The 26,623-nt window shown below is 39.1% G+C and carries 25 protein-coding genes; 1 reads left to right on the top strand and 24 read right to left on the bottom strand.

Going from position 1 to position 26,623, the window contains the following annotated elements; genetic code table 11:
- Positions 1-3 precede the first annotated feature (3 nt).
- From BABA_RS20395 to BABA_RS20430, 8 genes are all read right to left on the bottom strand, one after another.
- Positions 4-1,197, bottom strand: coding sequence for an acyl-CoA dehydrogenase family protein (locus BABA_RS20395; RefSeq protein ID WP_007087140.1), 1,194 nt, complete (start codon positions 1,195-1,197; stop codon positions 4-6).
- Positions 1,198-1,254: 57 nt separating this feature from the next.
- A complete protein-coding gene (locus BABA_RS20400; RefSeq protein WP_007087141.1) occupies positions 1,255-1,908 on the bottom strand; it encodes a GntR family transcriptional regulator in 654 nt (217 codons plus the stop codon).
- A gap of 154 nt (positions 1,909-2,062) precedes the next feature.
- The gene (locus BABA_RS20405) at positions 2,063-2,908 is read right to left on the bottom strand and encodes an alpha/beta fold hydrolase (RefSeq protein ID WP_007087142.1); all 846 of its coding nucleotides are present in this window, start codon (positions 2,906-2,908) and stop codon (positions 2,063-2,065) included.
- Between the two features lie 211 nt (positions 2,909-3,119).
- Positions 3,120-4,376 carry an anaerobic sulfatase maturase gene (locus BABA_RS20410; protein ID WP_007087143.1) on the bottom strand — a complete coding sequence of 419 codons (1,257 nt, stop codon included), beginning with the start codon at positions 4,374-4,376 and terminating at the stop codon, positions 3,120-3,122.
- An 84-nt stretch (positions 4,377-4,460) separates the two neighbouring features.
- Positions 4,461-6,755, bottom strand: a complete 2,295-nt coding sequence (locus BABA_RS20415) for an arylsulfatase (protein ID WP_007087144.1) — start codon at positions 6,753-6,755, stop codon at positions 4,461-4,463.
- Between the two features lie 181 nt (positions 6,756-6,936).
- Positions 6,937-8,133, bottom strand: coding sequence for an MFS transporter (locus BABA_RS20420; protein WP_007087145.1), 1,197 nt, complete (start codon positions 8,131-8,133; stop codon positions 6,937-6,939).
- A gap of 456 nt (positions 8,134-8,589) precedes the next feature.
- Positions 8,590-9,054, bottom strand: coding sequence for a flavin reductase family protein (locus tag BABA_RS20425; protein WP_007087146.1), 465 nt, complete (start codon positions 9,052-9,054; stop codon positions 8,590-8,592).
- Positions 9,055-9,191: 137 nt separating this feature from the next.
- Positions 9,192-9,836 (bottom strand): protein kinase family protein, encoded by a 645-nt coding sequence (locus BABA_RS20430; RefSeq protein WP_040347118.1) that lies wholly within the window; start codon positions 9,834-9,836, stop codon positions 9,192-9,194.
- A 193-nt stretch (positions 9,837-10,029) separates the two neighbouring features.
- Between BABA_RS20430 and BABA_RS20435 the strand changes: the two genes are divergently transcribed.
- Positions 10,030-10,581, top strand: a complete 552-nt coding sequence (locus tag BABA_RS20435; protein WP_007087148.1) for a GNAT family N-acetyltransferase — start codon at positions 10,030-10,032, stop codon at positions 10,579-10,581.
- Between the two features lie 16 nt (positions 10,582-10,597).
- On the opposite strand, the gene BABA_RS20440 is transcribed toward BABA_RS20435, so the two are convergent.
- The 16 genes from BABA_RS20440 to ymfI all read right to left on the bottom strand — a co-directional run bounded on the left by BABA_RS20440 (position 10,598) and on the right by ymfI (position 26,531).
- Complete coding sequence (locus tag BABA_RS20440) at positions 10,598-10,798, bottom strand: hypothetical protein (protein ID WP_007087149.1); 201 nt, start codon at positions 10,796-10,798, stop codon at positions 10,598-10,600.
- Between the two features lie 107 nt (positions 10,799-10,905).
- Positions 10,906-11,451 carry an outer spore coat protein CotE gene (locus BABA_RS20445; protein ID WP_007087150.1) on the bottom strand — a complete coding sequence of 182 codons (546 nt, stop codon included), beginning with the start codon at positions 11,449-11,451 and terminating at the stop codon, positions 10,906-10,908.
- Between the two features lie 238 nt (positions 11,452-11,689).
- Positions 11,690-12,145: a YlbF/YmcA family competence regulator gene (locus BABA_RS20450; RefSeq protein ID WP_007087151.1), complete on the bottom strand. Its 456-nt coding sequence runs from the start codon at positions 12,143-12,145 to the stop codon at positions 11,690-11,692.
- Position 12,146: 1 nt separating this feature from the next.
- Complete coding sequence (gene miaB, locus BABA_RS20455) at positions 12,147-13,691, bottom strand: tRNA (N6-isopentenyl adenosine(37)-C2)-methylthiotransferase MiaB (RefSeq protein ID WP_007087152.1); 1,545 nt, start codon at positions 13,689-13,691, stop codon at positions 12,147-12,149.
- 319 nt (positions 13,692-14,010) lie between these two features.
- A complete protein-coding gene (locus BABA_RS20460; RefSeq protein WP_007087153.1) occupies positions 14,011-14,877 on the bottom strand; it encodes a 2-oxoacid:ferredoxin oxidoreductase subunit beta in 867 nt (288 codons plus the stop codon).
- Positions 14,878-16,614: a 2-oxoacid:acceptor oxidoreductase subunit alpha gene (locus BABA_RS20465; RefSeq protein ID WP_007087154.1), complete on the bottom strand. Its 1,737-nt coding sequence runs from the start codon at positions 16,612-16,614 to the stop codon at positions 14,878-14,880.
- 506 nt (positions 16,615-17,120) lie between these two features.
- A complete protein-coding gene (gene spoVS / locus BABA_RS20470; protein WP_003211281.1) occupies positions 17,121-17,381 on the bottom strand; it encodes a stage V sporulation protein SpoVS in 261 nt (86 codons plus the stop codon).
- A gap of 204 nt (positions 17,382-17,585) precedes the next feature.
- Positions 17,586-18,383, bottom strand: a complete 798-nt coding sequence (locus BABA_RS20475) for a TIGR00282 family metallophosphoesterase (protein WP_007087155.1) — start codon at positions 18,381-18,383, stop codon at positions 17,586-17,588.
- A gap of 105 nt (positions 18,384-18,488) precedes the next feature.
- The gene (gene rny / locus BABA_RS20480) at positions 18,489-20,048 is read right to left on the bottom strand and encodes a ribonuclease Y (protein WP_007087156.1); all 1,560 of its coding nucleotides are present in this window, start codon (positions 20,046-20,048) and stop codon (positions 18,489-18,491) included.
- A 316-nt stretch (positions 20,049-20,364) separates the two neighbouring features.
- Complete coding sequence (gene recA, locus BABA_RS20485; protein ID WP_007087157.1) at positions 20,365-21,405, bottom strand: recombinase RecA; 1,041 nt, start codon at positions 21,403-21,405, stop codon at positions 20,365-20,367.
- Between the two features lie 258 nt (positions 21,406-21,663).
- Positions 21,664-22,917 (bottom strand): competence/damage-inducible protein A, encoded by a 1,254-nt coding sequence (locus BABA_RS20490; RefSeq protein WP_040347121.1) that lies wholly within the window; start codon positions 22,915-22,917, stop codon positions 21,664-21,666.
- Between the two features lie 34 nt (positions 22,918-22,951).
- Positions 22,952-23,536, bottom strand: coding sequence for a CDP-diacylglycerol--glycerol-3-phosphate 3-phosphatidyltransferase (gene pgsA, locus BABA_RS20495; RefSeq protein ID WP_007087159.1), 585 nt, complete (start codon positions 23,534-23,536; stop codon positions 22,952-22,954).
- Positions 23,537-23,587: 51 nt separating this feature from the next.
- Positions 23,588-24,493: a helix-turn-helix domain-containing protein gene (locus BABA_RS20500; protein ID WP_007087160.1), complete on the bottom strand. Its 906-nt coding sequence runs from the start codon at positions 24,491-24,493 to the stop codon at positions 23,588-23,590.
- A 20-nt stretch (positions 24,494-24,513) separates the two neighbouring features.
- Positions 24,514-25,305, bottom strand: coding sequence for a DUF3388 domain-containing protein (locus BABA_RS20505; protein ID WP_040347104.1), 792 nt, complete (start codon positions 25,303-25,305; stop codon positions 24,514-24,516).
- 167 nt (positions 25,306-25,472) lie between these two features.
- On the bottom strand, positions 25,473-25,730 hold the full coding sequence (locus BABA_RS20510) for a DUF3243 domain-containing protein (protein WP_007087162.1): 258 nt from the start codon (positions 25,728-25,730) through the stop codon (positions 25,473-25,475).
- A 78-nt stretch (positions 25,731-25,808) separates the two neighbouring features.
- On the bottom strand, positions 25,809-26,531 hold the full coding sequence (gene ymfI, locus BABA_RS20515) for an elongation factor P 5-aminopentanone reductase (protein WP_007087163.1): 723 nt from the start codon (positions 26,529-26,531) through the stop codon (positions 25,809-25,811).
- Positions 26,532-26,623: the final 92 nt, after the last annotated feature.

The following is a 26,623-nucleotide window of genomic DNA, read 5'->3' on the forward strand; positions in this document are numbered from 1 at the left end:
GTGTTATACAAAGTAACTATTCGGTTCCTGACCACAGAGCACTCTTCCATAGGTTTCGATTAAACTTGAAGGTGTGATGAAACCATGCAAATGCATCGTTAGAAAATCACGATACACAACTTGGAGTGGGTTTGTCTCGTAGGTGAACATCGAGCCAACCCCAGCGACTAGAAGATCAATGGCTTCCTTACATAATTGATTTACATATCCAAAATCTGCCTTCACTTTGACAATTTCCGCTTTATCCATCACTTCACCACGTTCAGCATAGCTGTCAATTTTGTCTACAGCCCGATAAAGATGAAGTTCAGCAGAGTCAATTTTAAGCTGTGCCTGGGCTACTTGGTGGTGTGTAACAGCTGCTTCGCTTTGTTTTCTATAGAAGGTATTTCCTATTCCTGCCTTTGGGAGCCTTTCCATATATAAATCCATTGCCGCCTGAGCGAGTCCTAATGCAGGTGCAACAATTGACAATGTTAGGGACGGTACGAAGGAAGAACGATATAATGCAACATCTTTTAACGGCTCAATTAGATAGTGGCCTTTGCTAGCTAAGCGATCCAACGACACGTGATGATCGGGGACAAAGACATTTTTAATATTGCAGCTGTTACTGCCTGAGCCCTTTAACCCCATAACATACCAGTCATCAAGAACCTCTAGCTCATCACGTGGAATGATCATAATCGCCATCTCTACGCCGCCATTATCATCCTCGATTGGAAATCCAAAGTAACACCAATCTGCATGCGGGCTTCCCGAAACAAACGGCCACTGTGCTTCCTCAATATAATAGCCGCCCTCCACTTTCTTGATATCACACTTAATAGGTTTAAAATTTCCCGCTAAAACAACTTCTTTTCCCGGTTGGTAAATTTCATTTAAAGCTTTCTCACCAAAAGTATAGGAAATCATATAATCTCTGATATTACTTAGTGCTACAAACCAGCCTGCAGACCCATTGCCACGGGCAATCTCGGTTACAACCTCTGTATAGGTACGCATATTTGTTTGATAGCCGCCGAAGAGATGCGGACGTAATACTTTTAAAGTGCCTTCTTTTTGCAGATCTTCAATGATCGTTTTAGGCAACGTATTCGTTTTCTCAATTTCTCCACTATATTCCCGTAATTTTGGGATTAACGACCGTGCCTTTTCCACTAATTCCTTTTTTGTATCCAGCACACTTTGTTCCATTATAAATACCTCCCGCAAAAATATGTTTATTCCTTTTTCTTTTGCTTGGTCATTTGGCTAATTAAAAACCCGCTCATTTATTTTAATGTCCTGATATTTTTCCCCGACTAACTGAGAAACCCGCCGCATATGCTTTTCCATCAATCTATTTGCCATTCTACTGTCTTTTTCTATTAAACTGTAAAAAATACTCCAGTGTTCTGTTTGAGATTGTTTCCTTCGTTGATCGTTAAATAAATCCTCTGGATTTCCAACAAAATTCAGGTAATCCCACAATTGATTAGCCAAATTAAATGTATAGGTTAACTTTGATGCTTCATAAATGGTCTTATGAAAATCAATATTCAGGCTGGCATAATCTTCGGGTGACAACTTTGGATTATCCATCTTCTTTAATATTCTCTCCATATAATGGAAGTCTTCTACGGTCAAATGCGGGGCTGCTTGCTCCGTCATTAATGCATCAAGATTTGCACAAACCAATAAGCGCTCGATGATTTCATTAGGATCAGGTCTTTTTACATATACCCCTACTTGAGGAATAATTGACACAAATCCTTCTAACTCAAGCTTCGACAGTGCCTTGTGGATTGGCGTTTTACTGATGTTTAATGTTTCGGAAAGTTCATTCACATTAATGGCTGCTTCAGGTTCCCATTTGCTCTCAATAATTTGTCTTTTAATATAACGATAAGCCTTATCTATTTTCATTTTCATACACCCTCGATTCTCTAGGATTCTTGTTTTATCCCTATATTATGGTAATTTATATGTAATTGTCTACCAAATATAATATGCTGCCATACTAATAGGGAATCAACGGTGTATTTAATGCCTACTTAAATTGCTCCATTTTCATTACCTTCTACAGTTCACCGTTGAAAAAATTTAATGTTAGTTTTACAAATCTTTCTTTTTGCTCCACTTGGGCCCAATGTCCGCAGCGCTTAAAGATATGCAGCTGTGCATTTGGCAAATAATCCATTACATATAGACTACTTTGGAGCGGGACAAATCGATCTGCATGTCCATGAATCAGTAAAATAGAATGGTTCATTTGTTTTAGTGCAGATGGTGGAACCAGCATATCTGATAAATGCGATTTCGAGAAATTTTCTTCATAAGATCGGCGGACTTCCGGTTTTAAAAAGAGCTCCAATCGCTCAGCAACAATCTGCTCAAGCTCATCTTCGAGGACACTTTGATCATATAAAAACCAGCTTAATAGATTTTTAAACGCGATAGGATTTGGATCTTTATGGAAGTTTGCTAATTTAGCAAGTTCTGGTGTTGGTTCTGTTAATCCGCCGCCGGCCCCCATCAATACTACACGGTCGAATCGTTCAGGAGCATACATGAGAAGATGCAGGGCAATGACACCCCCAAGGGAGTTTCCAACCAAATGGGCTTTTTCAACCCCTAATTCGTCCATTAATGCCAGAACTTGTTTAATCCTTTCATTCATCCATTCTGCCCCATTTTTTGGGTAGGTTTCGGGATGGTCTGTGTTGGCAAACCCGAATATGTCCGGTGCCACTACATGAAAATTCCCTTTGAAATGTGGTAATATATGCTGCCAATTTGACTTTGCACTTACTCCAGGTCCGCTGCCGTGAAGAAAAATGATTGTTTCAGAGGCTGATTCACCACCTTCATGGATAAATGTTTGATAGTTTCCTGTTTGTACTTTTCTAGATATCACTTCTGTCATTCTTTTATAACCTCACTTTGTAAAAATAATTTAGAATCATCCATGAATCCGTTTACTGGAATTTCAGTCTCGTGTTTTCACTATGAAAATAGTGGAATTATTTCTATATAAAGCGCTTTCTCTTCTTAACTATAATTTTACCTTTGTTTATTTCACCTTGTCGATGAATTCTAAATATTTTTTTAATTGTGATTATAGGTTTCTTTTTTTTTTATTTCTTTAATATAAGCGGTCTTTTAATCACTTCCATAATTTCAGTGGCAGGTAGTCCATTCTCAATGAGTTGAACCATTACTTTTAAGTACCTATGAATATGGTGAAAGTATTTTTTATAGCCTGCACATAAATAATTTAATCCCGGTTCCCCATCAGGTGTGAGAAGAAAGCGATGCTTCGGGCATTCTCCATTGCAGGCAAATCGGACTTCGCAAGTCTGACAGTAGCTTGGCAGTGATGACTTTTTATTTTCTCCAAATGCACGCTGCCTGCTCGATTCAATCATTTCCGTAAATGTATCATTGAAAATATTCCCTAATTTATAGTCTGGATACATAAAATGATCACATGAATAAACATCTCCATTATGCTCCACAATTGCCGCCCTACCGCATGTCTCAGCGAAGAAGCAGGATGTTGCGGGAAGGCCCAGCCATGCGGTAAGGGCGTGTTCAAAATTCATGACATGCACTTTTCCTACATCCTTTCTCACCCACTCTTCAAATATAGCAATTAAAAACTCACCATATTTCTCTGCTTCAACTGTCCATGAAGAAACGGCTTGCTGAGATTCTTGCCGATTAATAGAAAGTGGTGTCGCATGCCGCAGCCCTAACTTTTTGGCTTCTATATCCGGCATTCGCTCTACAATTGGGATGAATTGAATGAACTCTACCCCCTCCTCTTTAAAGAAGTGATAGATCTCGAGCGGATAGTTAGAGGAATCCTTAGTAACACAAGCTAAAACATTAAAAGCCACTTTATATTTTTTTAATAGACGCAAAGCGTTTACAACTTTTTTAAAGGTCGGTTTTCCCCCGCGATCCACCCGATAGCGGTCATGGATGTATTCCGGTCCATCTAGACTAAGGCCGACAAGGAAATTATTTTTTGCTAAAAACTGACACCATTCTTCATTCAATAACGTGCCGTTCGTTTGCAGTGAATTTGAGATTTGTTTACCTTTTCCATACTTCTTTTGTAATTCAATCACACGCTTATAAAAATCAAGGCCCATTAACGTCGGTTCGCCCCCCTGCCAGACAAACGGAATATCAGGGGCATTTTGTGTGGTTATGTATTGGCGGATAAACTCCTCTAATGCTTCATCAGTCATCCGAAAGCGGCTATTTCCGGTAAAAAGAGCCTCTTTCTCCGTATAAAAACAATAATGGCAATCTAAATTACAAATCGGTCCTGATGGTTTGGCTAAAATATGATATCCTTTTGTCTGTTCAATTGAATTTGTCATTATTTTCACTCGTTTCTTTTTATAATGATAGGCCAGTAACAATAAATCGTTACTGGCCTTTTGACTTACCTACATAACTATTTGTTAGTGAAGTTCGTAAACAACCTTTTCCAGTTCACCTGTAAATGTAAATATGCCTTTATCTGCATATTCTGGACTCACAGGATAGTGAGTGTCTCTACCAATATCTAACCCTTCAAAACTCACTTTAAATTTGTGCGTTTGGTCGATTGTTACCTCTCCGGTTTTCTTGTCGTTAATATAAAGGCTGCCAATTCCTTTATGTTGTTCGGTAGGTTTAAACTCATATTTAATTGTTGCTTGGCCTATTGGAACTTCGGATTCAACTCGATAGATTTTCGTACCGATATTATACTCATAAACCAATTTGTTATCTTTTATATATAATGTATAACCACTTTCATAGTTCCCTAATGCCACAAGTACTCCTTCATCTGATGCCTTTTCCCGATTAATAGGGACCGTTATCGTATACGGACGATTAATAATAAACGGTGATGCCCCTTCGGGAAGCAAGGACATGCCAGGATAGAAAGTAAAGGTATTTCTGGCACGGATCGAATCACTAGGAATGGCTAAAAACCCATCTCCCATCACATCTGACATTGGCAGTACATCATATTTCTTCGCTTCTTTCTCCCATAACTTCTGTAGTTCTTTTAGTTTTTCCGGATGCTTTGCAGAAAGGTTGTTGGTTTCAGATGGATCTTCAACTACATTGTACAATTCCCATACATCTTTATCGTAAGGCTGTCCTTTGGCATGAAGCGCAATTGCCTTCCAGCCATCATGATAAATAGCATGCTGGCCATTATTTTCATAATACTGCATTTTCTTTCCCGGGGCTTTTGCATCCGTGAGTGTATTGGCAAAACTTTCTCCATGCAGCGGCATTTGTTTAACTCCCTTTATTTCTTTCGGAAGTTTGATTCCAGCTAAATCATAGACAGTTGGAGTAATATCACTGACATGGACATATTGATTTCTAATTTCTCCTTTAGCTTTAATGCCTTTTGGATAATAGACAATCATAGGTGTTCTCGTTCCAGCTTCGAACATAGTAGACTTATATAATTTAAATGGTGTATTACTTACCTGAGCCCAGCCTGCTGGAAATTCGATTTTCGTTTTATTACTGCCGAACTGATCCATTTTTCCGACAATATCTTCTAGCTTTTCCGGTATATCGTTATAAGCGAGTGTATGGTTAATTGAACCTGTATTTTTTCCCATTGCACTTGCACCATTGTCTGATAAAAAGACAATCATCGTGTTATCTAATTGACCGATAGAACGTAAGTTGTCAATGAAGCGGCCAATTTGTTCATCCGTATGGGTTAAGAAGCCCGCATATGCCTCTTGGAAATGGGCGAATGCTTTTTTCTCGTCTGCAGACAACTGATCCCATGGTTTTACCCCTGGGTTAAGGGGAGCTAGTTTGGCATCTTTGGAAATGATGCCAAGTTCTTTTTGCTTGTTAAACCGTTCTTCTCGGATTTTATCCCATCCTTTGTCGTAAACACCTTTATACATATCGATGTATTTCTGTGGCACCTGTACTGGCTGATGCTGCGCGCCAAAGGCTAAATACATGAAGAATGGCTTTTCTGGGTTGACTGAAGCCTGATCGGTAACATACTGATTAGCGCGATTCACAATATCCTCTGAAAAATGGTAGTTTTCTTTTTCAGGAACATCTATAAAACTATTATCTTGCACAAGTTCTGGTTTATATTGATCACTGGAGTCTTCAAGGATGCCGTAGAAACGGTCAAAGCCTTTTGCTAACGGCCAGTTTTCATACGGACCAGCAGCTGTTGCCTGATGGGATGGTGATAAGTGCCATTTCCCTAATGCATAGCTATTATATCCTTCATCCTTAAGGACTTCGGCAATAGTCCCTGCTTCAGGTTTGATTCTCCCCCGTTTATTTGGGTATTCAGGGCCTAAATCAAAATTGGCGACGGTGGACATGCCAACCGAATGAGGATTTCGCCCGGTAAGTAAGGCTGCACGCGTTGGTGAGCAGACAGGTGTAACATGGGAATTGTTGTAGCGGAGTCCATTTTCCGCTAACATATCAAGATTCGGTGTTTTAATTTCGGATCCATAGCTTCCAAGGTCTGAGAACCCCGAATCATCTAAAACAATATAGACAATATTTGGTTTTGTCGACGACTGCCCCTTATTCTTTTGCCCCATATTATTTTGTTCTTTTGGTTTAATGGTTTCTGCTTTCACTTCTTGGGTTGTGAAATTTTTGACCGAACATCCTGATAATAATGCTACAGCAGAAGCAAAAACAGCTAACCTTTGTAATGGTGATTTATTCCATACTTTTAATTTATAATCCAACATTTATCCTCCTCTTTTGCCGATTCAATATGTACTCCGGCGCTATTTACGAGACTACTACAACTTTCGCTCCCTCAGCAGCGAATAATTTTTCAAACCTCTTCACCCCTATCCCAAAGATTGAGAATATAAAAAGCTAAAATGACGAATACATCAATCCATCATTTTAGCTTTTTTCCTCTTGTCATTGACCGACCGTTACCTCTAAATCCCGCTTCGGATCTCTTACATTCAGTGCCCAAATCAATGCTAAAACAATTAATCCAACAGCACTTACAGCTAATGGGAATCTGCCAATATCCTGCTTAAATACGGTTTGGACTAGTTGAAAACCAAAAGGTCCCAGGATACCACCCAGTCCTTGACCTACAACGACTAATCCCACAGCAGATGCACCAACAGGAGTTAGTTCAGAAACTTTAGTAAATACTCCAGGAAGTCCAACTCCCATTCCAAAACCGCCAATAATACTTCCAACAAAAATCAGTAGTAAACTTGGTGATAAATAACAAATGGCCATCCCTAATCCTGTTCCTAAAACAGCAATCGGCAGGTAATAATTAGGAAGTCTATGTTTTATTTTTCCAAATAAAAACCCTGCAATCAGTGTTCCAAAGGTAAAAACTGAGATTGCTAGACCAGCCTCGGTGGCATTTCCTAATTTATCCGCTTGGATTACTACCGAAATATTCGTTACATAACCAAAAATCAAACCGGAATAGATTACCTGTCCTAAGCATACCCAATAGATTGCTTTCGGTAATTTAACCTTTTGCCGGCCTTTGGTGTCATTTGCAGCAGCCTGTTGTTTCCTTTCAGGCTCAGGAAGATAAAGAATGGTAACAGCAAGAATCCAGATTGGGAATAAATAGGTTAAGAACCCATAGTGCCAGCCAAAAGAATCTGCTAGAATTCCACCCACTAATTGAAAGAATATCGCTCCAATACATGCGATGGTAGAAGTTCCAAAACCGATTAAGAAATCTCTTTCTCTTCCTTCAAAGAAATCGGTAATCACGTCCACTGACAACGGCATTGTAATCCCAACACCAAGTCCTAATAAACCACGCATTACAATAATCAGCGGTAAACTGTCAATAAAGGTAGGAAGTACTCCACCGATAATGAAAAGGCTTAAGCCTATGAATAACAATGTCCGCTTCTTGAACATTTTGGTAAGTTTACCGTAAAACAGCGCCGGGAAAATTTGGATTAAACCAGGAAAGGTTGCAACTAACATAACTATGGTAGGGTCATATTGTGGAAATGCCTTTATGATGTCTGCCATAATGGATCCCGCTACCCCTGCAGCAACATCCTGGAAAGCAAGAATGACAACTAAAAACTTTAAGAAATTTCTACTGATTGTTTTTACTGCCAATAGATAAACCTCCCTTTTGTTTATACTGCTTAAACATTGATGAAAAATAAGAAATGAATTCGCTTTCAGAATAGAACAAATTTGATACTGTTCCTGTCGTTTTTGTGGCCATCAAAAACAACATACAAAATTCCAGTATTATTTATACTAAAATTTTAATTTTACATTTTATTACTTAAACACTGTCGAAAGTGATAAAAAAGGCGCCTTCTTTCACTAACTGTAATTCTACATAGCCTGAAATTGCTTGTCAATATATTCTAAATATTTTTTATTTTATAAACAACTTGTTATTATTTCACAAAAATACAGAAAAATACGCTGAAAATATCAGCGTATTTTTCTAAAATCCATATTCAAGTAAAATATTACTACGAATCTTTCCTTATTGAATCTTTTTCTAAACAACAAAACTCAAAAACCATAAAAAACTATCTATACTGGTTTATTTCCCCATTACTCCTCTGCCAAGCTTCGATATTTTCCACTATAATAAATTAGCGGATCAGAATCATTCACGTGAATGTCTGTAACACGCCCAATAAAAAGTGTATGATCACCCTCAACATGTGCAGCTGTGACCTCACAAGAAATTTGCGTCAATACATTAGGTAATACCGGAACCCCGTCAAGACGATCAAACACTACTTCTTGATGATCCTTCATCTGCCCAGCAAAGACCATTGATAGATCCTTTTGGTCAGAAGCCAGTATATTTACGGAGAATGCCCCGCTCTGTTTAATTTTCTCAAGCATTTGTGCTTTTTCGGCAATTGAGATTACGACAAGCTTTGGGCTAAGTGACACTGACATGAAGGCATTAGCCGTCATCCCATGAACGTTTCCATCCACTTCCGCAGCTATCACTGTTACCCCTGTTGCAAATTTCCCCATTGCATTCCGAAATTGACGCTCATCCATTTCTATTTCCTCCCCTTCATCCACCCAGTCCAGAAATAAGAATTCCAAAGCAGGCTGTCAATAACAATATATTTAAAACCAGGCCGAACAATGCTCCTTGCCCTGAGGATTTTTTTAACAACTAGTGAGACTTCCTCCTATTTCTTTTTCACCTTGCGATATACTCGATAGCCCTTTCGGATTCCGTCGACAATATAAAAAGGTATGGAAGGGTGATATTTATAAAGAAAGGGTTTATAAATCTTATAATAGGCTCTTTTCAAATCATCCCACTTTCGGCAATACCCTTCTTTATAAAAATCCGATACATCCACGATATACCCTTTGCCTTCAAACATGACAACATTTTTTCCGTGAACATCAAAAGGATTTAAACCGACAGACCGGGCGTATTCTAAACCTTGATCGATATCCTCAATCACAGATTCAGGTATTTGGATGCCGTTTACAACAGCATTAAATAAAGTAATCCCATCAAGTTTTTTTAACACTAAGTATGTTTCTCCATGTTCATAAAGGGAAGAAAAAGCTCCATGGTCTCCTAATGTTTTATAGACTTCAATTTCCTTCTTAAGCTCCTCAGGGCTTCTACCATACACTTTTACAACCCTCTCCGGATACGAATCATGGGAAAAGACCCCTGCATAATTGCCGCTCCCGATTGTTTTCCATGAGTTAGACCGATTGTTTACAATTATCGGGTCAAATGGGCGGTTAGTAGATAAGTGTATTTGCGGTAATAATTCTTTTTCTATTAAACTAATATACTTTTCAATTTTCATGACACACCTTCTAAACTTTTGGATCTTCAATTCAAAAATATTTTTTCTACATTCTAACATATCCCTTGGAAATTTATGATGGAAATTTCTTTTCTGCCAATATACACTTATGATAAAGGAAATATTCAGTTTTCCAAAATTTAATGCCACTATAATGTACATCTGTTATGGCATTTTTTTGAAAGGAGCTGCCATGGCTTTTCCACTTTTAGAAACGAAAAGATTGAAATTGATTGAAATAACACATCAACATGTAGATTCACTATACGAAATTTTATCATTAGAGGATGTGACAAAGTTCTACGGTACCAATCGCTTTACATTGCAGGTTGAGGCATCTAGATTAATAGACATGTTTCACAAAAACTTCCTTGAAAAACGAGGGATTCGCTGGGGAATTAAGTTGAAGGAAAATCAAAGAATCATTGGTACTGTCGGTCTCAATGCATTACATCTGAAGAATAAACGTGCGGAGATTGGGTATGAACTCCATCCTTCCTTTTGGAGAATGGGGTATGCCTCAGAGGCAATCAAAGAGGTGCTGCGCTTTGGTTTTAATCAATTGGATTTAAATCGAATCGGGGCTCTGGTATACCCTGAAAATGAAGCATCCGTAAATTTGCTTATGAAGCTAGGCTTTTCAAAGGAAGGTATACTTCGCGGCTACATTCACCAAAATGAACAATTTCACGATACATATGTATTATCCCTTTTACAGCAGGAATGGAAAAACAGCCAGGAGTAGGAGCTCCTGGCTACTTTTATTCTTCGAAATACTCCTTAAGTACTTTAGGGTTTTTGACCTCTCCCTCTTGATAATACGGATTATTTTCAGCAGCATCCTTTGGATCAAGATTTGTTTTGATCACAAGCATCGGGGTTGGCGAACTCTCTGCAATAATTCGGTCGTTTAATTGATCAAAATCAGGCAGCTTCTTATTTCCAGGTTGTCTTGGAACCATACAAACACCTCCTAAAAAATAGCTTGCTGATTTTAGCAGTTAACCATTCATCTAATTTCTGTTGACGTAAAAGAAAAAAACTAGGAAGTATTACCTTCCTAGTGTCTTTATTCCTCTTCGGAACCGACCAAGAAATCCGGATTTAGTTCTTCGAATTCTTCATCGTCCACATCCAGTCCCCAATCTTCGTCATTGTCTTTGCAGCCTTCAGAGCTGACACGGACACAAACCTTTGTCTCGCCAATCACCTCTACAAGGAATTCCCTTTCGACATGGACAATGATTCGGTTACCGTTAGGGGAAATGACAGCTTCACAGCAGTTAGGCTGTTGCAGCACTCGAGCACAAATTTCGTTGTCATCGAGGCAATCATTGTCACGATACTTTAACTTGATGACATCTGTATATTGAACACGTTCAGTCACTACTTCTGTTTTGGTATTATCATTAAATGAGTACCAAACGTTGATGTCATATGAGCCATGTATCTCTACGGTCTTACCGACTTTTTTCGCGTTATATTTATGGTTGATGATCCAACAGCCAAGAATACTTGTTGGACTATGTGCCGGGCTAATCGTATGATTGGACTGGGTAAATTTCCGTCCTTTCGCTACTACGGCCTTCGTAATTATCTCTCTATATTCTCCCATTTCGCGCGAACCCTCCTCATTCATTTTCATTTCATCGTATGCTAATTTGTAGACTAGTGTGATATATATTTTTGTGAACACTGGTTAAAAGTTTAGTCATAGTTCATTTTATGCGGGATTTATAGGTGTGTGCCTTTCATGCATGTACTTTAAAATGGAGGAATGCAGTGTTGAATAATTCGGAGTTATCCTTTAAAATGCAAAAAACCAGGCTTCGTTTAGAAGCCTGGTCTCATTTTTAATGTTCGTGGTCGCAATCGTCGTGGCCTTCACAAGATCCGCCGCCATTTTTCATACTGGCGCCCGTTTCACCCATTAATACGTCTCCACCTGTTGAAATAATAATTTCATCAGTAACTGTATTAGATATAGTTGAAGCAATAAGTTGAAGTAATTCATTGACTTCTACCTGTGATTGTTTGAAATCCTGTACCACAGGAATGTCATCCAACTCTTGTTCAATAGTAGCAATTTTATTTTCTACCTTCTTTAACGCTTCTGATTTCCCATAATGCTGCAAGTTAACGGCTTGCTTTTGCAATCCTTTAATATCTGCAATTAAGGTTTTCACCTTTTGATTATCATGAATATGAGCTTCTGCGCGTTTGAAGAAGTCGACTTCCTCAGTTTCTGCTATTATACGTGCTAAATCCGTTGCACGAGCGACGATATCGTCTTTTGTATACTTCGCCACTTTATTTCACCTCTACTGGTTCTAATTCTTCCACCATTTCTCCGTTTAATGACCATGTTCTTGCTTCTGTAATTTTTACTTTTACAATTTTACCAATTGATGACTTTGGAGCAGCAAAGTTTACAAGCTTGTTCCTTGAAGTGTATCCCGCTAAAACATCCGGGTTGTTCTTACTTTCCCCTTCAACAAGAACATCAAGAATTTGACCTTCATGTTTTTTCATTGCTTCTAAAGAAAGCTCATTCACAAGTGCATTAAGACGCTGCAGGCGGGCTTTCTTCACTTCCATCGGAACATTATCCTCCATTTTTGCTGCAGGAGTTCCTTCCCGTGGGGAGTAAATAAATGTGTAAGCCAATTCATACCCAACCTCACGATAAAGGGACATGGTTTCTTCAAACTGTTCGTCCGTCTCGTTCGGATAACCAACGATAATATCTGTTGTCAAAGCAACATTCGGAATCGCCGCTTTTATTTTTCTTACAAGCTCTAAATATTGTTCTCTTGTATATTTACGAGCCATAATTTTCAACACATCGGTTGAACCTGATTGTACTGGTAAATGGATATGATCCATTAAGTTACCGCCTTTTGCAAGCACTTCAATTAAGCGGTCATCGAAGTCACGCGGGTGGCTTGTTGTAAACCGAATCCTTGGAATATCGATTTTACGTAAATCATCCATAAGCTCCCCAAGGCCGTAGTTAACTCCCTCAAGGTCTTTCCCATAAGCATTTACGTTTTGACCAAGTAATGTAACTTCCTGGTAGCCCTGTGCTGCCAATTGGCGTACTTCCTGGATGATTTCCTCAGGCCTGCGGCTTCGCTCCTTCCCGCGAGTGAAAGGGACGATACAATACGTACAGAACTTATCACAACCATACATAATGTTAACCCATGCTTTAATTTTACCACGACGGACTTTTGGAAGGTTTTCAATCACATCGCCTTCCTTTGACCATACTTCAACAACCATTTCTTTAGACATGTATGCTTCATGCAAAATATTAGGTAAACGGTGAATATTATGGGTACCAAAAATCATGTCGACCTGTTGATACGTTTTTAAAATTTTATTAACAACAGATTCTTCCTGCGACATACATCCGCAAACACCGATAAGTAAATCCGGTTTTTCCAATTTTAAAGCTTTTAAGTGTCCAAGTTCACCAAATACCTTGTTTTCAGCATTCTCACGAATGGCACAAGTATTTAAGAGGATAACATTTGCATCCTCAGTGCGATCGGTTGGTTCATAACCCAATGCTAAAAAAATCCCGGCCATTACTTCTGTATCATGCTCGTTCATTTGACAGCCGTAAGTGCGGATATAAAACTTACGCCCCTCACCCATTCCCCGAAATTCTTCCGGAATGGCAAAGTCATTATGATATTTTACTTCTTCTTTGCCACGTTTTTTTGCTTCTTTTAAGGAAGGTGCGGTAATGACTTGCTCAAAGTATTTACTGTAATCCTTGGCGGATTTTTTGTCCGAAGAATTTTCAGTTGCTACTTTTTGACCTTCTAATCGTTGTTCTTCATTCATCTATTTTATATCCCCTTTCTTTAAAAATTTTCTTTTTACGGTTTATTGGATTTCCAAATGTTATTTTTTACCTGTGCATAAAGATGAATAAATCCACTATATCTGCACATTATTATAGTATAAAGGTTTACCTGTGTGAAAACAATAGAAATCCCTGTAAACGTAACTGTAGCAACATCCTTAACAAATGAGTGTAATCAAATTTACCTCAATTAGATAATTGTATAGAAAAACATAAACTATATATGTGATGGAATTCACTAAACCTCAATAAAAAAATCCCGAGAATATTATTCAACGGGATTTTTTTATTCATTTATTACATAAACTCTGCAACAAGTTTATCAAAGTGTGCTTGATCAAGGGTCAATTCTGCATCCACTAATGGTTCTTCTGAATAATCAGTAAGTAATTCCTGATAAGAAGGACGTTCCGTGTTTTGGTAAATAAGTCCAGTAACTAAGCCATTATGCTTCATTAATGTCTGCATTGCCATTTCACGATTTGATGGATCATAACCTTCAACATCATTAAGCTTCGTTAGGTTTTCTTTAAACCAATCATATGTGTTTACTTTATTATAAGTTACACATGGACTAAATACATTGATTAAAGAGAAACCTTTGTGATTAATACCAGCTTCGATTAAGGCAGTTAAGTCTTTTAAATCAGTTGAAAAGCTTTGTGCAACAAAAGTTGCACCAACTGTTAAAGCTAATTCCATTGGGGAGATTGACTGTTCAATTGACCCCATTGGAGTGGATTTTGTTTTAAATCCGACTGCTGACCGAGGAGATGTTTGTCCCTTTGTTAACCCATAAATTTGGTTGTCCATGACAATGTAGGTAATGTCAACATTACGACGAATGGCATGAACTGTATGTCCCATCCCAATCGCATATCCGTCACCGTCACCGCCGGAAGCAATAACCGTTAAATCACGATTAGCCATTTTAACACCTTGGGCAATCGGAAGTGAACGACCATGGATACCATGGAAACCGTAAGAATTAATATAACCAGAGATCCGTCCTGAACAGCCAATCCCTGAAATAACTGCTAAATTTTCTGGTACTAAACCCACATTTGCTGCCGCACGCTGCATTGCTGCCTGTACAGAGAAGTCGCCACAGCCTGGGCACCAGTTCGGTTTAACATCATTTCGAAAGTCTTTAAAAGTGGCCATTTAGAACAACTCCTTACATTTTGAATGAACTTCGTGAGGTAGGAATGGATTCCCATCATATTTAACATATTTCGTGATCTTTTCAGCATGTCCAACATTCATTTTCATGATATTGGCTAATTGTCCTGTCGCATTATTTTCTACGACAATCACTTTCTTCGCTGAACGAATAAGCGGTAGAACTTCATCAGATGGGAACGGATGAATTAAACGAATTTGGGCATGGTTTACTTTCAATCCGTCTTTTTCTAAACGTGTCATCGCTTCTTCAATTACACCGCGTGTAGAGTTAAAACCTACAATTAATAGATCCGCATCTTCGTGTGGTGCATTTTTGTATACTGGTGTATTAAAACGAATATTTTCAACCTTGCGCATACGTTTATCCATCTGTGCAATCCGGTTGGTTGCTGATTCAGACGGTTTTCCTGTTTCGGCATGCTCAACACCAGTCACATGGTGAATACCATTCTTCATACCAGGAATCGTACGAGGTGAAACACCATCTTCTGTTACTTCATAGCGTTTGAAATAACCTTTATTTTCAATCTCCGGCAACTCTTCAGTAACAAGCTTACCTCGTCTAATTTCAACCTTTGAAACATCAAGAGGTTCTACTGTTTGTTTACCTAAAGATAATTGAAGGTCAGATAAAACGATAACAGGACATTGATATTCTTCTGCAAGGTTAAAAGCTTCTGCTGTATCATAGAAAGCTTCCTCGACAGTACTTGGAGCCATAACAATTTTCGGAATTTCTCCATGTGTACCATAGATCATTGCCATTAAATCGGATTGCTCTTGTTTTGTTGGTAATCCTGTTGAAGGACCTCCACGTTGTGTGTCAACAATAACGAGCGGGGTTTCTGTAATCCCGGCAAGTCCAATCGCTTCCATTTTTAATGATAATCCAGGGCCTGAAGAAGCAGTAATCGCACGAACTCCGCCATAGCTAGCGCCGATTGTCATTGTACATGCTGCAATTTCGTCCTCAGTTTGAATCACCGTTCCGCCAACAGCCGGAAGTTTTTTAATTAAATACTCCATGATATCAGATGCTGGTGTGATTGGATAGGCAGCCATGAAACGGCAGCCTGCTGCTAATGCGCCCAATGCGATTGCATCATTACCAATCATATACATGCGCTTTTTGCCATCTGCTTTTTCAAGTATCATGGTCGGTACATTGGCATCCATTTTTTCTTTCATATACTCAAAGCCAGCTTTGATTGCATCCATGTTTTTGGCAACAACTTTGTCGCCTTTTTTGCCAAAAATCTCACGAACTACTTCTTCAAAAACATGAATATCTAAATCTAAGACTGCGGAAGTTGCACCGATTGCCACCATATTTTTCATTAGGGAAGTCCCTAATTCGGTCGCAATTTCAGTAAAAGGAACCGCATACATTGCTGCTTCAGTATCTTCTGGTTTCTTTGGAGTAAATTTTGCATCTGCAAGGATTACCCCTTTACTATGAAGCTCTTTGTAGTTTACGTCGATTGTTTCTTGGTCAAATGCTACAAGGATATCAAGGTCATCAGAAATAGAGCGTACATCTGTTGTGCTTACTCTGATCTTATTATTTGTATGACCGCCTTTGATACGTGATGAAAAGTGACGATAACCATACAAGTAATATCCTAGGCGATTCAGTGCGATAGCAAAGATTTCCCCAGTACTTTCAATACCTTCCCCTTGTTGTCCGCCAACTTTCCACGAAAGTTGATTGATCATTTCCTTACACCCCTTTGGATATGTAAAAAATCAGTAGATTAAATCATTTATTAGTGTAGCACTTATCCTAGCAATTCACTAGAAATTAGCCTTTTTAATGCGTTAAAGACTAAAAAAATGGAAGAAAGGATATGTACTAAACGCTTACAATTCTAGACCTATGCACTAAAAAATGCAACCCTTTGGCGCGAAATATTGTCTAAAATATGAATATTTTTTTATTATTAAAAAATTGATTTTTTCTTCAAAGGAGAAACTAAACAGAATATTGGCTAAATCCCTCACTTTAACAGCTTTTTTCCTTTTTTTCGAACTTCAATGTTTGTATTTTCACACCTTTTATTATATTTCAGAATAATATTTTTATAATAATGGAGGAACCCCCCACTGAAAAATCCTTGCGGAATTGTTTAATAACACAAACAAAAAACCGCTTGTAAAAAAGAACAAGCAGTTTAAAATAAAGTATTTCTTTATCTAGCCCACTGGAAAAGAGTCTATCTCTTTCAACGCGGCTCTACGATCAGTTTAATAGCTGTGCGTTCTTCCCCGTCAATTAAAATATCGGTAAACGCTGGGATACAGATTAAATCAACTCCGCTAGGTGCTACAAATCCTCTTGCAATCGCTACTGCCTTAACGGCTTGATTTAATGCACCCGCACCAATAGCCTGTATTTCCGCTGCACCTCTTTCACGCAGAACTCCGGCGAGTGCACCAGCTACAGAATTAGGATTAGATTTTGCTGAAACTTTTAATATTTCCATTCCCCTAGCTCCTCCCTAGAAAATCCCGATCCCGCATGAGCAGTTTCATGAACAAATCAGGTTATAACATTCCACTGCTACTATATTCAGTTGCCAAAAGACATATTCCAGCTTGGACAAAAAAAAGAAAATCGGAAGCGCCTAGGTGCTGGAGCTGGACAATTCTCAAATTTGAAAAAACTCCTCAAAAAGGAGTTTTGCAATTTAACTATAAAATGGATGGTCATCATTTATTAAAATACGGTCTAGTTTTTTACAATGACCACTTTTTCTATCTAGTTCAATATAAACCGCGCTGAGTTGGTTACGGCCAGATTTAGGCACTTCAAAACGGACAGGCAAGCTCGTTAGAAATTTCTTAAGAACAGCTTCTCTTTCCATCCCTAGAATACCGTCATACGGCCCTGTCATACCCACATCTGATAAATAACCTGTTCCACCTGGTAAGACACGGCTGTCGGCTGTTTGCACATGTGTATGGGTACCAACGACCGCAGATACCCTTCCGTCTAAAAACCAGCCCATTGCCTGTTTTTCACTTGTCACTTCCGCGTGAAAATCCACAAAAATAAATGGTGTTCTTTCTCGAGCGATCTCAACTAATTCTTCAGCTTTTCTAAATGGGCAATCTAGTGGAGCCATAAATGTTCGACCTTGGAGATTAATGACAGCAACTTCTAAATCATTCACCTTAAAAAAGGCTAAGCCTTTTCCCGGCGTCCCTTCCGGAAAGTTAGCCGGCCGAACCAAATTTTTTGCTGTTCCGATAAACTCAAATATTTCCCGATTATCCCAGGCATGATTTCCAAGTGTGATCGCCTGCGCCCCATAAGCCAAAAATTCCCGATAGATTTTCTCGGTAATCCCTCTGCCGCCGGCTGCATTTTCACCATTAATAATGGTAAAGTGAGGTCGATATTTTTCTTTTAATTTTGGCAGATATTCCTTTACCATGTCACGTCCTGATGAGCCGACAACATCGCCGATAAAAAGTAGATTCATTTTTTCCCTTTCCTTAATCCCTATTGTTATTGTAAAAATTGTATCATATTCACACGGTTACTAAATTCACGTTTTCAATAATAAAAGCGGTGCATGTGCACCGCTTTATTTTGCATATTCTACAGCCCGTGTTTCACGGATCACTGTCACTTTAATGTGTCCTGGATAATCGAGTTCTTCCTCAATCCGCTTGCGAATATCGCGCGCTAATCTGTGTGCTGCAAGATCATCCACTGCATCCGGTCTTACAATGATTCGTACCTCACGACCCGCTTGAATGGCGAAGGATTTTTCAACACCTTCATACGACTCGGAAATCTCCTCAAGTTTTTCAAGACGGCGGATGTAGTTTTCAAGTGTCTCACTACGTGCCCCCGGTCTTGCGGCTGATAAGGCATCAGCAGCAGCAACGAGAACTGCAATAATTGATGTTGGCTCTGTATCACCATGGTGTGAGGCAATACTATTGATTACCACCGGATGTTCCTTGTACTTCGTTGCCAGTTCTACTCCGATTTCGACATGACTTCCTTCCACTTCATGGTCGATTGCTTTACCAATATCGTGAAGCAAGCCTGCACGACGGGCGAGTGTTTCATCTTGACCAAGTTCAGCGGCAAGCAATCCCGAAAGCTGGGCCACTTCCATTGAATGTTTAAGGACGTTTTGCCCGTAGCTCGTACGGAACCTTAAACGGCCAAGAATTTTAATAAGATCTGGATGGAGTCCATGAACACCCACTTCAAATGTGGTTTGTTCTCCAACTTCACGAATATACTCATCTACTTCACGACGAGATTTTTCTACCATTTCCTCAATTCGTGCCGGATGAATTCGTCCATCTTGGACTAACTTCTCAAGTGCTAAGCGTGCCGTTTCTCGACGAATAGGGTCGAAGCCTGATAGAATAACTGCTTCAGGAGTATCATCAATAATTAAATCAATTCCCGTTAATGTTTCAAGTGTACGAATGTTTCGTCCTTCACGGCCAATAATTCGACCCTTCATTTCGTCATTTGGCAAGTTGACGACAGAGACAGTCGTTTCCGCAACATGATCAGCAGCGCAACGCTGGATTGCTAACGAAAGTATTTCTTTCGCTTTCTTGTCGGCCTCTTCTTTCGCACGGTTTTCGCTTTCCTTAATCATTATTGCAGTGTCATGGGTTAGTTCCTGTTCCATTCTGTCAATAATGATGGTTTTTGCCTCTTCGCGCGTTAAGCTCGAAATTCGTTCGAGTTCAGTCTGTTGTTTTCGTACCAACTCGTCCACTTTGCTTTCCATCTCTTCAATATGCTGTTGTCTTTGGTTTAGAGAATCATCCTTCTTTTCTAAAAGATTTTCACGCTTGTTTAACGTTTCCTCTTTTCGATCTAAATTCTCTTCTCTTTGCAGTAAACGGTTTTCTTGTTTTTGCATTTCATTTCTTCGTTCACGAACCTCACGTTCAGCTTCTGTTCGAAGCTTGTGAATTTCATCCTTTGCTTCTAGCAAAGCTTCCTTTTTCATTGAATCAGCATCACGTTTCGCATCTTCTAGAATCTGCTCTGCAACATTCTTTGCACCTGCTACTTTTGCTTCAGCAATGGATTTATGAACAAAATAGCCAACAACGGCACCGACGATAAGGCCAAGCAAAATGGAGATGATTGTAATAGTATCCATCGTTACACCTCCTCTTGCTATGAACTTTTGTTACATTTTTCAAGTGTCGGCATGTACATTGTTTAGACTCAACATACAGCAAGCACCAAGGCTTTTTCGCATTGTAATATTTCCAAAAATGTAAAATATACATGTTAATTGTAAAGGTGGGAATATTTATTGTCAAGGTTTAGTCTAAACAGCAATTTGAAATACCTAGAATAGGACATCATTTGTTCTTCTTAAAATTAAAAACGGATATATTTCATACATTAATATAAAAAATTATTTTATTGAAAAAAAGGAGCAAAACTTTATTTAGCTTTGCTCCTCTACCCTAGTCTATTAATTCAAATTGTTCATCATCATCTTTTTCAGTGACAAATTTTTCACTATCTAAGCCATAATTCGCACGGATTTTCCCTGAAATTTCGAGGCGGATATCCGGATTTTCCTTTAAGTATAACTTTGCATTTTCGCGGCCTTGACCTAATCTTTCACCATTATAGGAGTACCATGACCCGCTCTTTTCAACGATATCTAATTCTGAGCCAAGATCAATGATCTCGCCTTCTTTAGAAATTCCTTCACCATACATGATATCTACCTCTGCAGTACGGAAAGGAGGAGCGACTTTATTCTTAACTATTTTTATCTTTGTCTTGTTACCTACAATATCAGTTCCCTGTTTTAACGCCTCTGCACGACGTACTTCAATACGAACAGTGGAGTAGAATTTTAATGCGCGTCCTCCTGGCGTTGTCTCGGGGTTTCCAAACATAACGCCAATTTTTTCACGAATTTGGTTAATGAATATTGCAATGGTCTTCGATTTATTGATAGCACCAGATAATTTACGCAGTGCTTGCGACATCAAACGAGCTTGTAAGCCCATGTGAGAATCTCCCATTTCGCCTTCAATTTCCGCTTTTGGAACTAAGGCTGCTACTGAGTCGACTACAATAATATCAATTGCACCACTTCGGACTAATGCTTCTGCGATTTCAAGTGCTTGTTCGCCGGTATCTGGCTGTGACAGCAATAACTCATCAATGTTAACACCCAACTTTTGGGCATACGCCGGATCAAGGGCATGCTCTGCATCGATGAATGCTGCTTGTCCACCATTTGCTTGGACTTCAGCTATCGCATGCAAGGCAACTGTTGTTTTACCAGAGCTCTCAGGACCATAAACTTCGATAATACGGCCTCTAGGATAACCACCCACTCCAAGTGCTGCATCAAGTGCTAAAGAGCCACTCGGGCTCGTTAAAATCTGGGTATCTGTTTTCTCTCCCATCTTCATGACGGAACCTTTACCGAATTGCTTTTCTATTTGCTTTAACGCCATTTCTAATGCCGCTTTACGATCACTCACGAATAATTTCCTCCCTTATATATAAACACTCGCTTTTTGCCATAATCTATTAAATACCTATAAATAATATAACCTCTTTTTTGATATTTGTCGAGTAAAAAATCGAACATTTATTCTGTTATTTTTTAAACAATTTATACTGAGTTAGGCGGCTTATTAACCCCTTTTTTGTATTTCTTCTACAAAATCACCTTCGAAAATCACTTTATCTTCTTTAATTTGAAAATTCAATTTTGAACAAAAAAAAATCACAGAACACTATTTAGCATTCTGTGATTCTTTTAAATTTTGCAAGATGAAATAACAGCCGAATTTTACCGATCGATTCCGGTTGGCTTCCCTCGTACCCGCAAGGATCATTTTTTCCACCACAGTCGGTCTTCCTTTAATAGCAATTCCAATATAAACCGTACCAACTGGCTTTCCTTCCACCTCATCAGGACCTGCCACCCCAGTGAAGCTAATCCCAATATCGCTCTCCAACAGCCTGGCAGCATTTTCAGCTAACTCTTTTGCACACTGTTCGCTTACAGCACCATGTTTTTCAAGTATTTCCGGTTTCACCTGCAATATATGCTGCTTAACTTCATTTGAATAGCAAACAATCCCGCCTTTAAATACAGAACTCGCACCGGCAATAGAAGTTAACTCTTGTTGGAATAGTCCCCCGGTTAAACTCTCAGCGGCTGTAATCGTTAGTTTTCTTTCCTTTAGACTTTTCGTCAATTCTGCCAAAAGCGAAGTGTTATCATACCCATAGAAAAATTCCCCGACACGTTGATTAATCGTTTTTTCCACTTCATCCAGCATTGTTTGCGCGACCGCTTCATCCACATGTTTAGCCGTCAGCCTTAAAGTAACCTCGCCATCACCCGCGAGCGGAGCAATGGTAGGATTACTTTGCGAATCAATGATATCGATAATTTCCGTTTCCAATGCAGCTTCGCCAATCCCAAAAAACCGTAACACCCTCGAGACAATTTTCTCTTTCGACTTATTTTTTGAGGATAGTGCCTGACACCCATATTGGAGAAACATCGGTTCCATTTCCTTGGGAGGACCAGGTAAAAGCACATAAATGTGGCTGCCGCTATCTACAACCATTCCGGGCGCCATCCCATGATCATTCGGGAGAATATGAGACCCTTCTAAAACAAGTGCCTGTTTGCGATTATTTTCCGTCATCACACGGTTTGTCCGTTTGAAATAGAGCTCAATTGATTCTAATGCTGTTTGATCCATAATTAGTTCTTTTCCGATGTGGCGGGCAATCGTTTCCTTCGTCAAATCATCCTTTGTCGGTCCCAGCCCGCCAGTAAAGATAATCATGTTCGCGCGGTTCTCTGCAATTTCAATCGCTGTCTTTAGACGGTCGTGGTTATCGCCAACTACCGTATGAAAAAAAACATTAATGCCAAGACTAGCTAATTGCTGTGATAAAAATCGTGCATTCGTGTTAACAATTTGACCTAGTAATAATTCTGAACCGACGGCAATAATCTCTGCATTGATCATCAAGTCACCCCTTATTAAACCACTGTAAATCTTATTTTGAGTTTTTTAACACATGACTATTTTTAGCAAAATAATCCCATCCAGACCAAATTGTAAATATCATGGCCACCCATAATGCCACAATATCAAAACGAAACGGAATTAAAGCAAAAATTATATTATGTAACAATAGGGATGAAATCGCGATGATTTGTGCCCATGTCTTAATTTTACCGAGCATATTTGCCGCAACAACCTCCCCTTCTCCAGCAAGTAAGAGGCGAAGACCCGTTACAGCAAACTCTCTGCTGATGATGATAATCACAATCCATGAAGGTGCATATATATCATTAATTTCAACAAGTACTATAAGAGCAGCCGAGACAAGTAATTTGTCAGCAAGCGGATCAAGAAATTTCCCCATATTGGTCACAAGGTTATACTTGCGGGCATAGTGTCCGTCAACCCAATCGGTTGTTGATGCCAATATAAAGATGAGTGCCCCGACAAAATGGGTAACAGGCATGTCTGCCCCTAAAAGACTCATAGTCCCCCAATCAAATGGGGCTAACATAATAACCAAGAATATCGGAATTAATAATATCCTTGATACGGTAATTCGATTTGGAATATTCATAATTTCCCTCCAAGTAATGATTGAAAGTGAAAAATAGCCATCAACAGATGACTATTCATTCTTCAGAACATTTTGAATCGTGATGTTCTGAACATTCGCTGTCGCTGGTATAGCATACTCAAGCAGTTGGTCATTCACAAATATGTCGGTATCTGCAGCGTTACCGATCCTAATAACAGCCGTGCTCTCTCCAGATAAATCTTGTGTTTGGCTCTCAGTAGCACCCGTTTTAAGTGTCCCTTGAAAAAAGGTCTTCCCTTTTCCATTTTTTATGCTTACCCAGGTGTTTCCTTTAGAAACCAATTTCACAACAAATTTATCGGCATTTTTTAGATCATACGTGGAATTAGTGCCGCCACTTTGAACTACTGTCAGCTCCTGCTTTGGCGCTTCCACAATAGGTGTTTTATCCTCGTCTTGTTTCGTGGCTTGATCCTCTTTTTTGCTGTCTTTCTTTTTTTTCTTTTCTATTTCTTCCGCTTTAACCTTTTCTAGGCTTTCCGATTTTTCAATTTTAACCTGCTCATTATCATTTTTAATCGCCTCATTTGTATTGTTGCCTGCATGGTTTGATAAAAAATAATATAAGAGACTAGCCACACCAATCACAAACACAACAATCAAAATTTTCGGAAGAATATCAAAGAGCTTTGAATTTCCTTCTGAGATAGCTTTGTGTGTTTTGACCCTTGATAATTGCTGCGGCAAATCATCATTATAGGAAGCTGGTATGTCGGTTTTATAGGTTTCAAAAATTTCATCCGGATTCAGTTCTAGTGACTCTGCATACTGCTTGATAAAGGCACGCACATAAAAATTACCAGGCATACTGGAATAGTTACCTTCCTCAATTCCTACTAAATACCGTTTTTGAATTTTTGTCATCGTTTGTAAATCATCTAAGCTTAATCCTTTGGCTAATCGGGCTTCTTTTAGTCGATTCCCTAATTCAGTCAACTGTAACACCTTCCAATTTATTAAAAATCAAAATCTCCAAAATCTGATCTGGAAAACATATTATGCTGATCCACGATATCGTATGTAATCTCTTCATCTGCATCATTTCTAAGTTCAATAATATAATCGAAATCATCCAGCGTGTACTCCGAGTTTTGTACGAAAATATCAGGATGCTCAATTACCTTAACAGACGGTAGACGCATAATTTCTCGCACCAGCTGCCAGTGTCGCTCATTTGCCCGTTTGGTTGAAACAATCCCATCAAGAATAAACAGATTATTTTCGTTGTACTCATCCTCAATAAGCTGATTGCGGATTGTTTGTTTTAAAAGAGTGGATGAGACAAATAACCAGCGTTTATTCGCACAAACACTTGCCGCCACCAGTGACTCTGTCTTGCCGACTCGCGGCATGCCGCGAATACCGATTAGCTTGTGTCCCTCCTGCTTAAATAATTCTGCCATAAAATCAACTAATAATCCAAGCTCATCCCTCACAAAGCGGAATGTTTTTTTATCATCTGCATCCCTTTGAATATAGCGACCGTGCCTGACGGCAAGTCTGTCACGTAATTTCGGCTCTCTTAGTTTGATTAATTTTATTGTGTCCATAGTATGTAAAATTGACTCAAGTCGTTTAATTTGGTCATCGTCTTTTGCTAATATAAGCAGACCCCGCCTGCCCTCATCAACACCATTAATGGTTACAATATTTATAGCAAGCATTCCTAATAAGGATGAGATGTCGCCAAGAAGACCCGGTCGGTTTTTCTGAATCTCATATTCTAAGTACCATTCTTTTTTCATGATAAAACCCCCAAAAGAAGTTTCGACAATTTTTTTAAGTTTTTTTATCTAACCCCTATAATAAATGATTTTGATGGAAGATGAAAGAAAAAACAAAGAGAATGACTTATTTATCTTAAATTTTCACTTGACAGTAAAAAGAGAGAGGAACCCAAAGGCTCCACTCTCTTCTATCGGCTTCCGTTATTCGATATCAGTTTTACCATTATATTGGCGATGGCTTGCTGTTCTTGTTTATCAGCAACTGACCAAAGATCAGAAAGAATTCTTTCTTGCTCATTTTTCGGCTCGACTTGGTTTGCTAAATAATCACCAATTTGAAAAGCAAGGTTACTAACTGCCCCTTCACTCATACCTTCATTTTGTGCATGATGAAGACGATCCGCTAAGAAGTCTTCCCACTGTTTCCAGTTATCTAAAACAGACATAATATTACCTCCTTTAGAATAGTACAAGGTTATTTTGTGAAGATTGGGCGTAAACTATTCATAAATAAATTGTGAAATTTACGTGTACCAGCCTCCATTTATCCCAAGAACCTGTCCAGTAATATAAGAAGAATCATCGGATAACAAGAATGCAACACTACCCGCAATTTCTTCAGGCAGTCCCAATCTCCCCATCGGAATCTCAAAAGAAATCTGCTCCACCTCTTCAGGGGTAAAACTCTCCATCATCGGTGTTGCCACCGCCCCTGGTGCTATCGCATTTACACGGATACCGTTTAATGCGACTTCTTTACTGAGCGCCTTTACAAACGCAATTTGAGCACCTTTGGCCGCAGAATAAGCAACTTCACAAGATGCACCGGTTTGTCCCCAGATAGAAGTGATCACAATAATATTTCCTGACCCTTTCCTTAAAAATTTTGGCAGCAATTCTTTAGTTAACATTAACGGATTTACTACATGGACATTCATTAATGCAACTGCATCTTCCTGCTGCAAATCCACCAACAGCCCATATTGACTGTTGCCGCTGCAATGGATGATGGCATCTAAAGAAAAGATGTGCGGTGCTATGGATTTATATCCGCCTGAGTCCGCCAAATTCGCTTGAATAGGGATATACTCACCACCTAACGGCCTCAGCTTGTCCAACAAACCCCTAATGGATTGATCATTTTTATTATAATGTAAATATAAGGAATATCCCTTTTGAGCTAAATTAATCGCAACCGCTTGGCCGATTCCACCACTCGCTCCCGTTATCAGTACAAACTTTTTCATTTCAATCACTCTCTCTTTAGGGTTAGAAAAGCGCAAGCGCCCTGGTCAGCGGCGTATGGCCTGGAGCGCTCCAACTGAGATAAAGGAAACAC

Source organism: Neobacillus bataviensis LMG 21833, assembly GCF_000307875.1.
Lineage (GTDB): Bacteria > Bacillota > Bacilli > Bacillales > Cytobacillaceae > Neobacillus > Neobacillus bataviensis.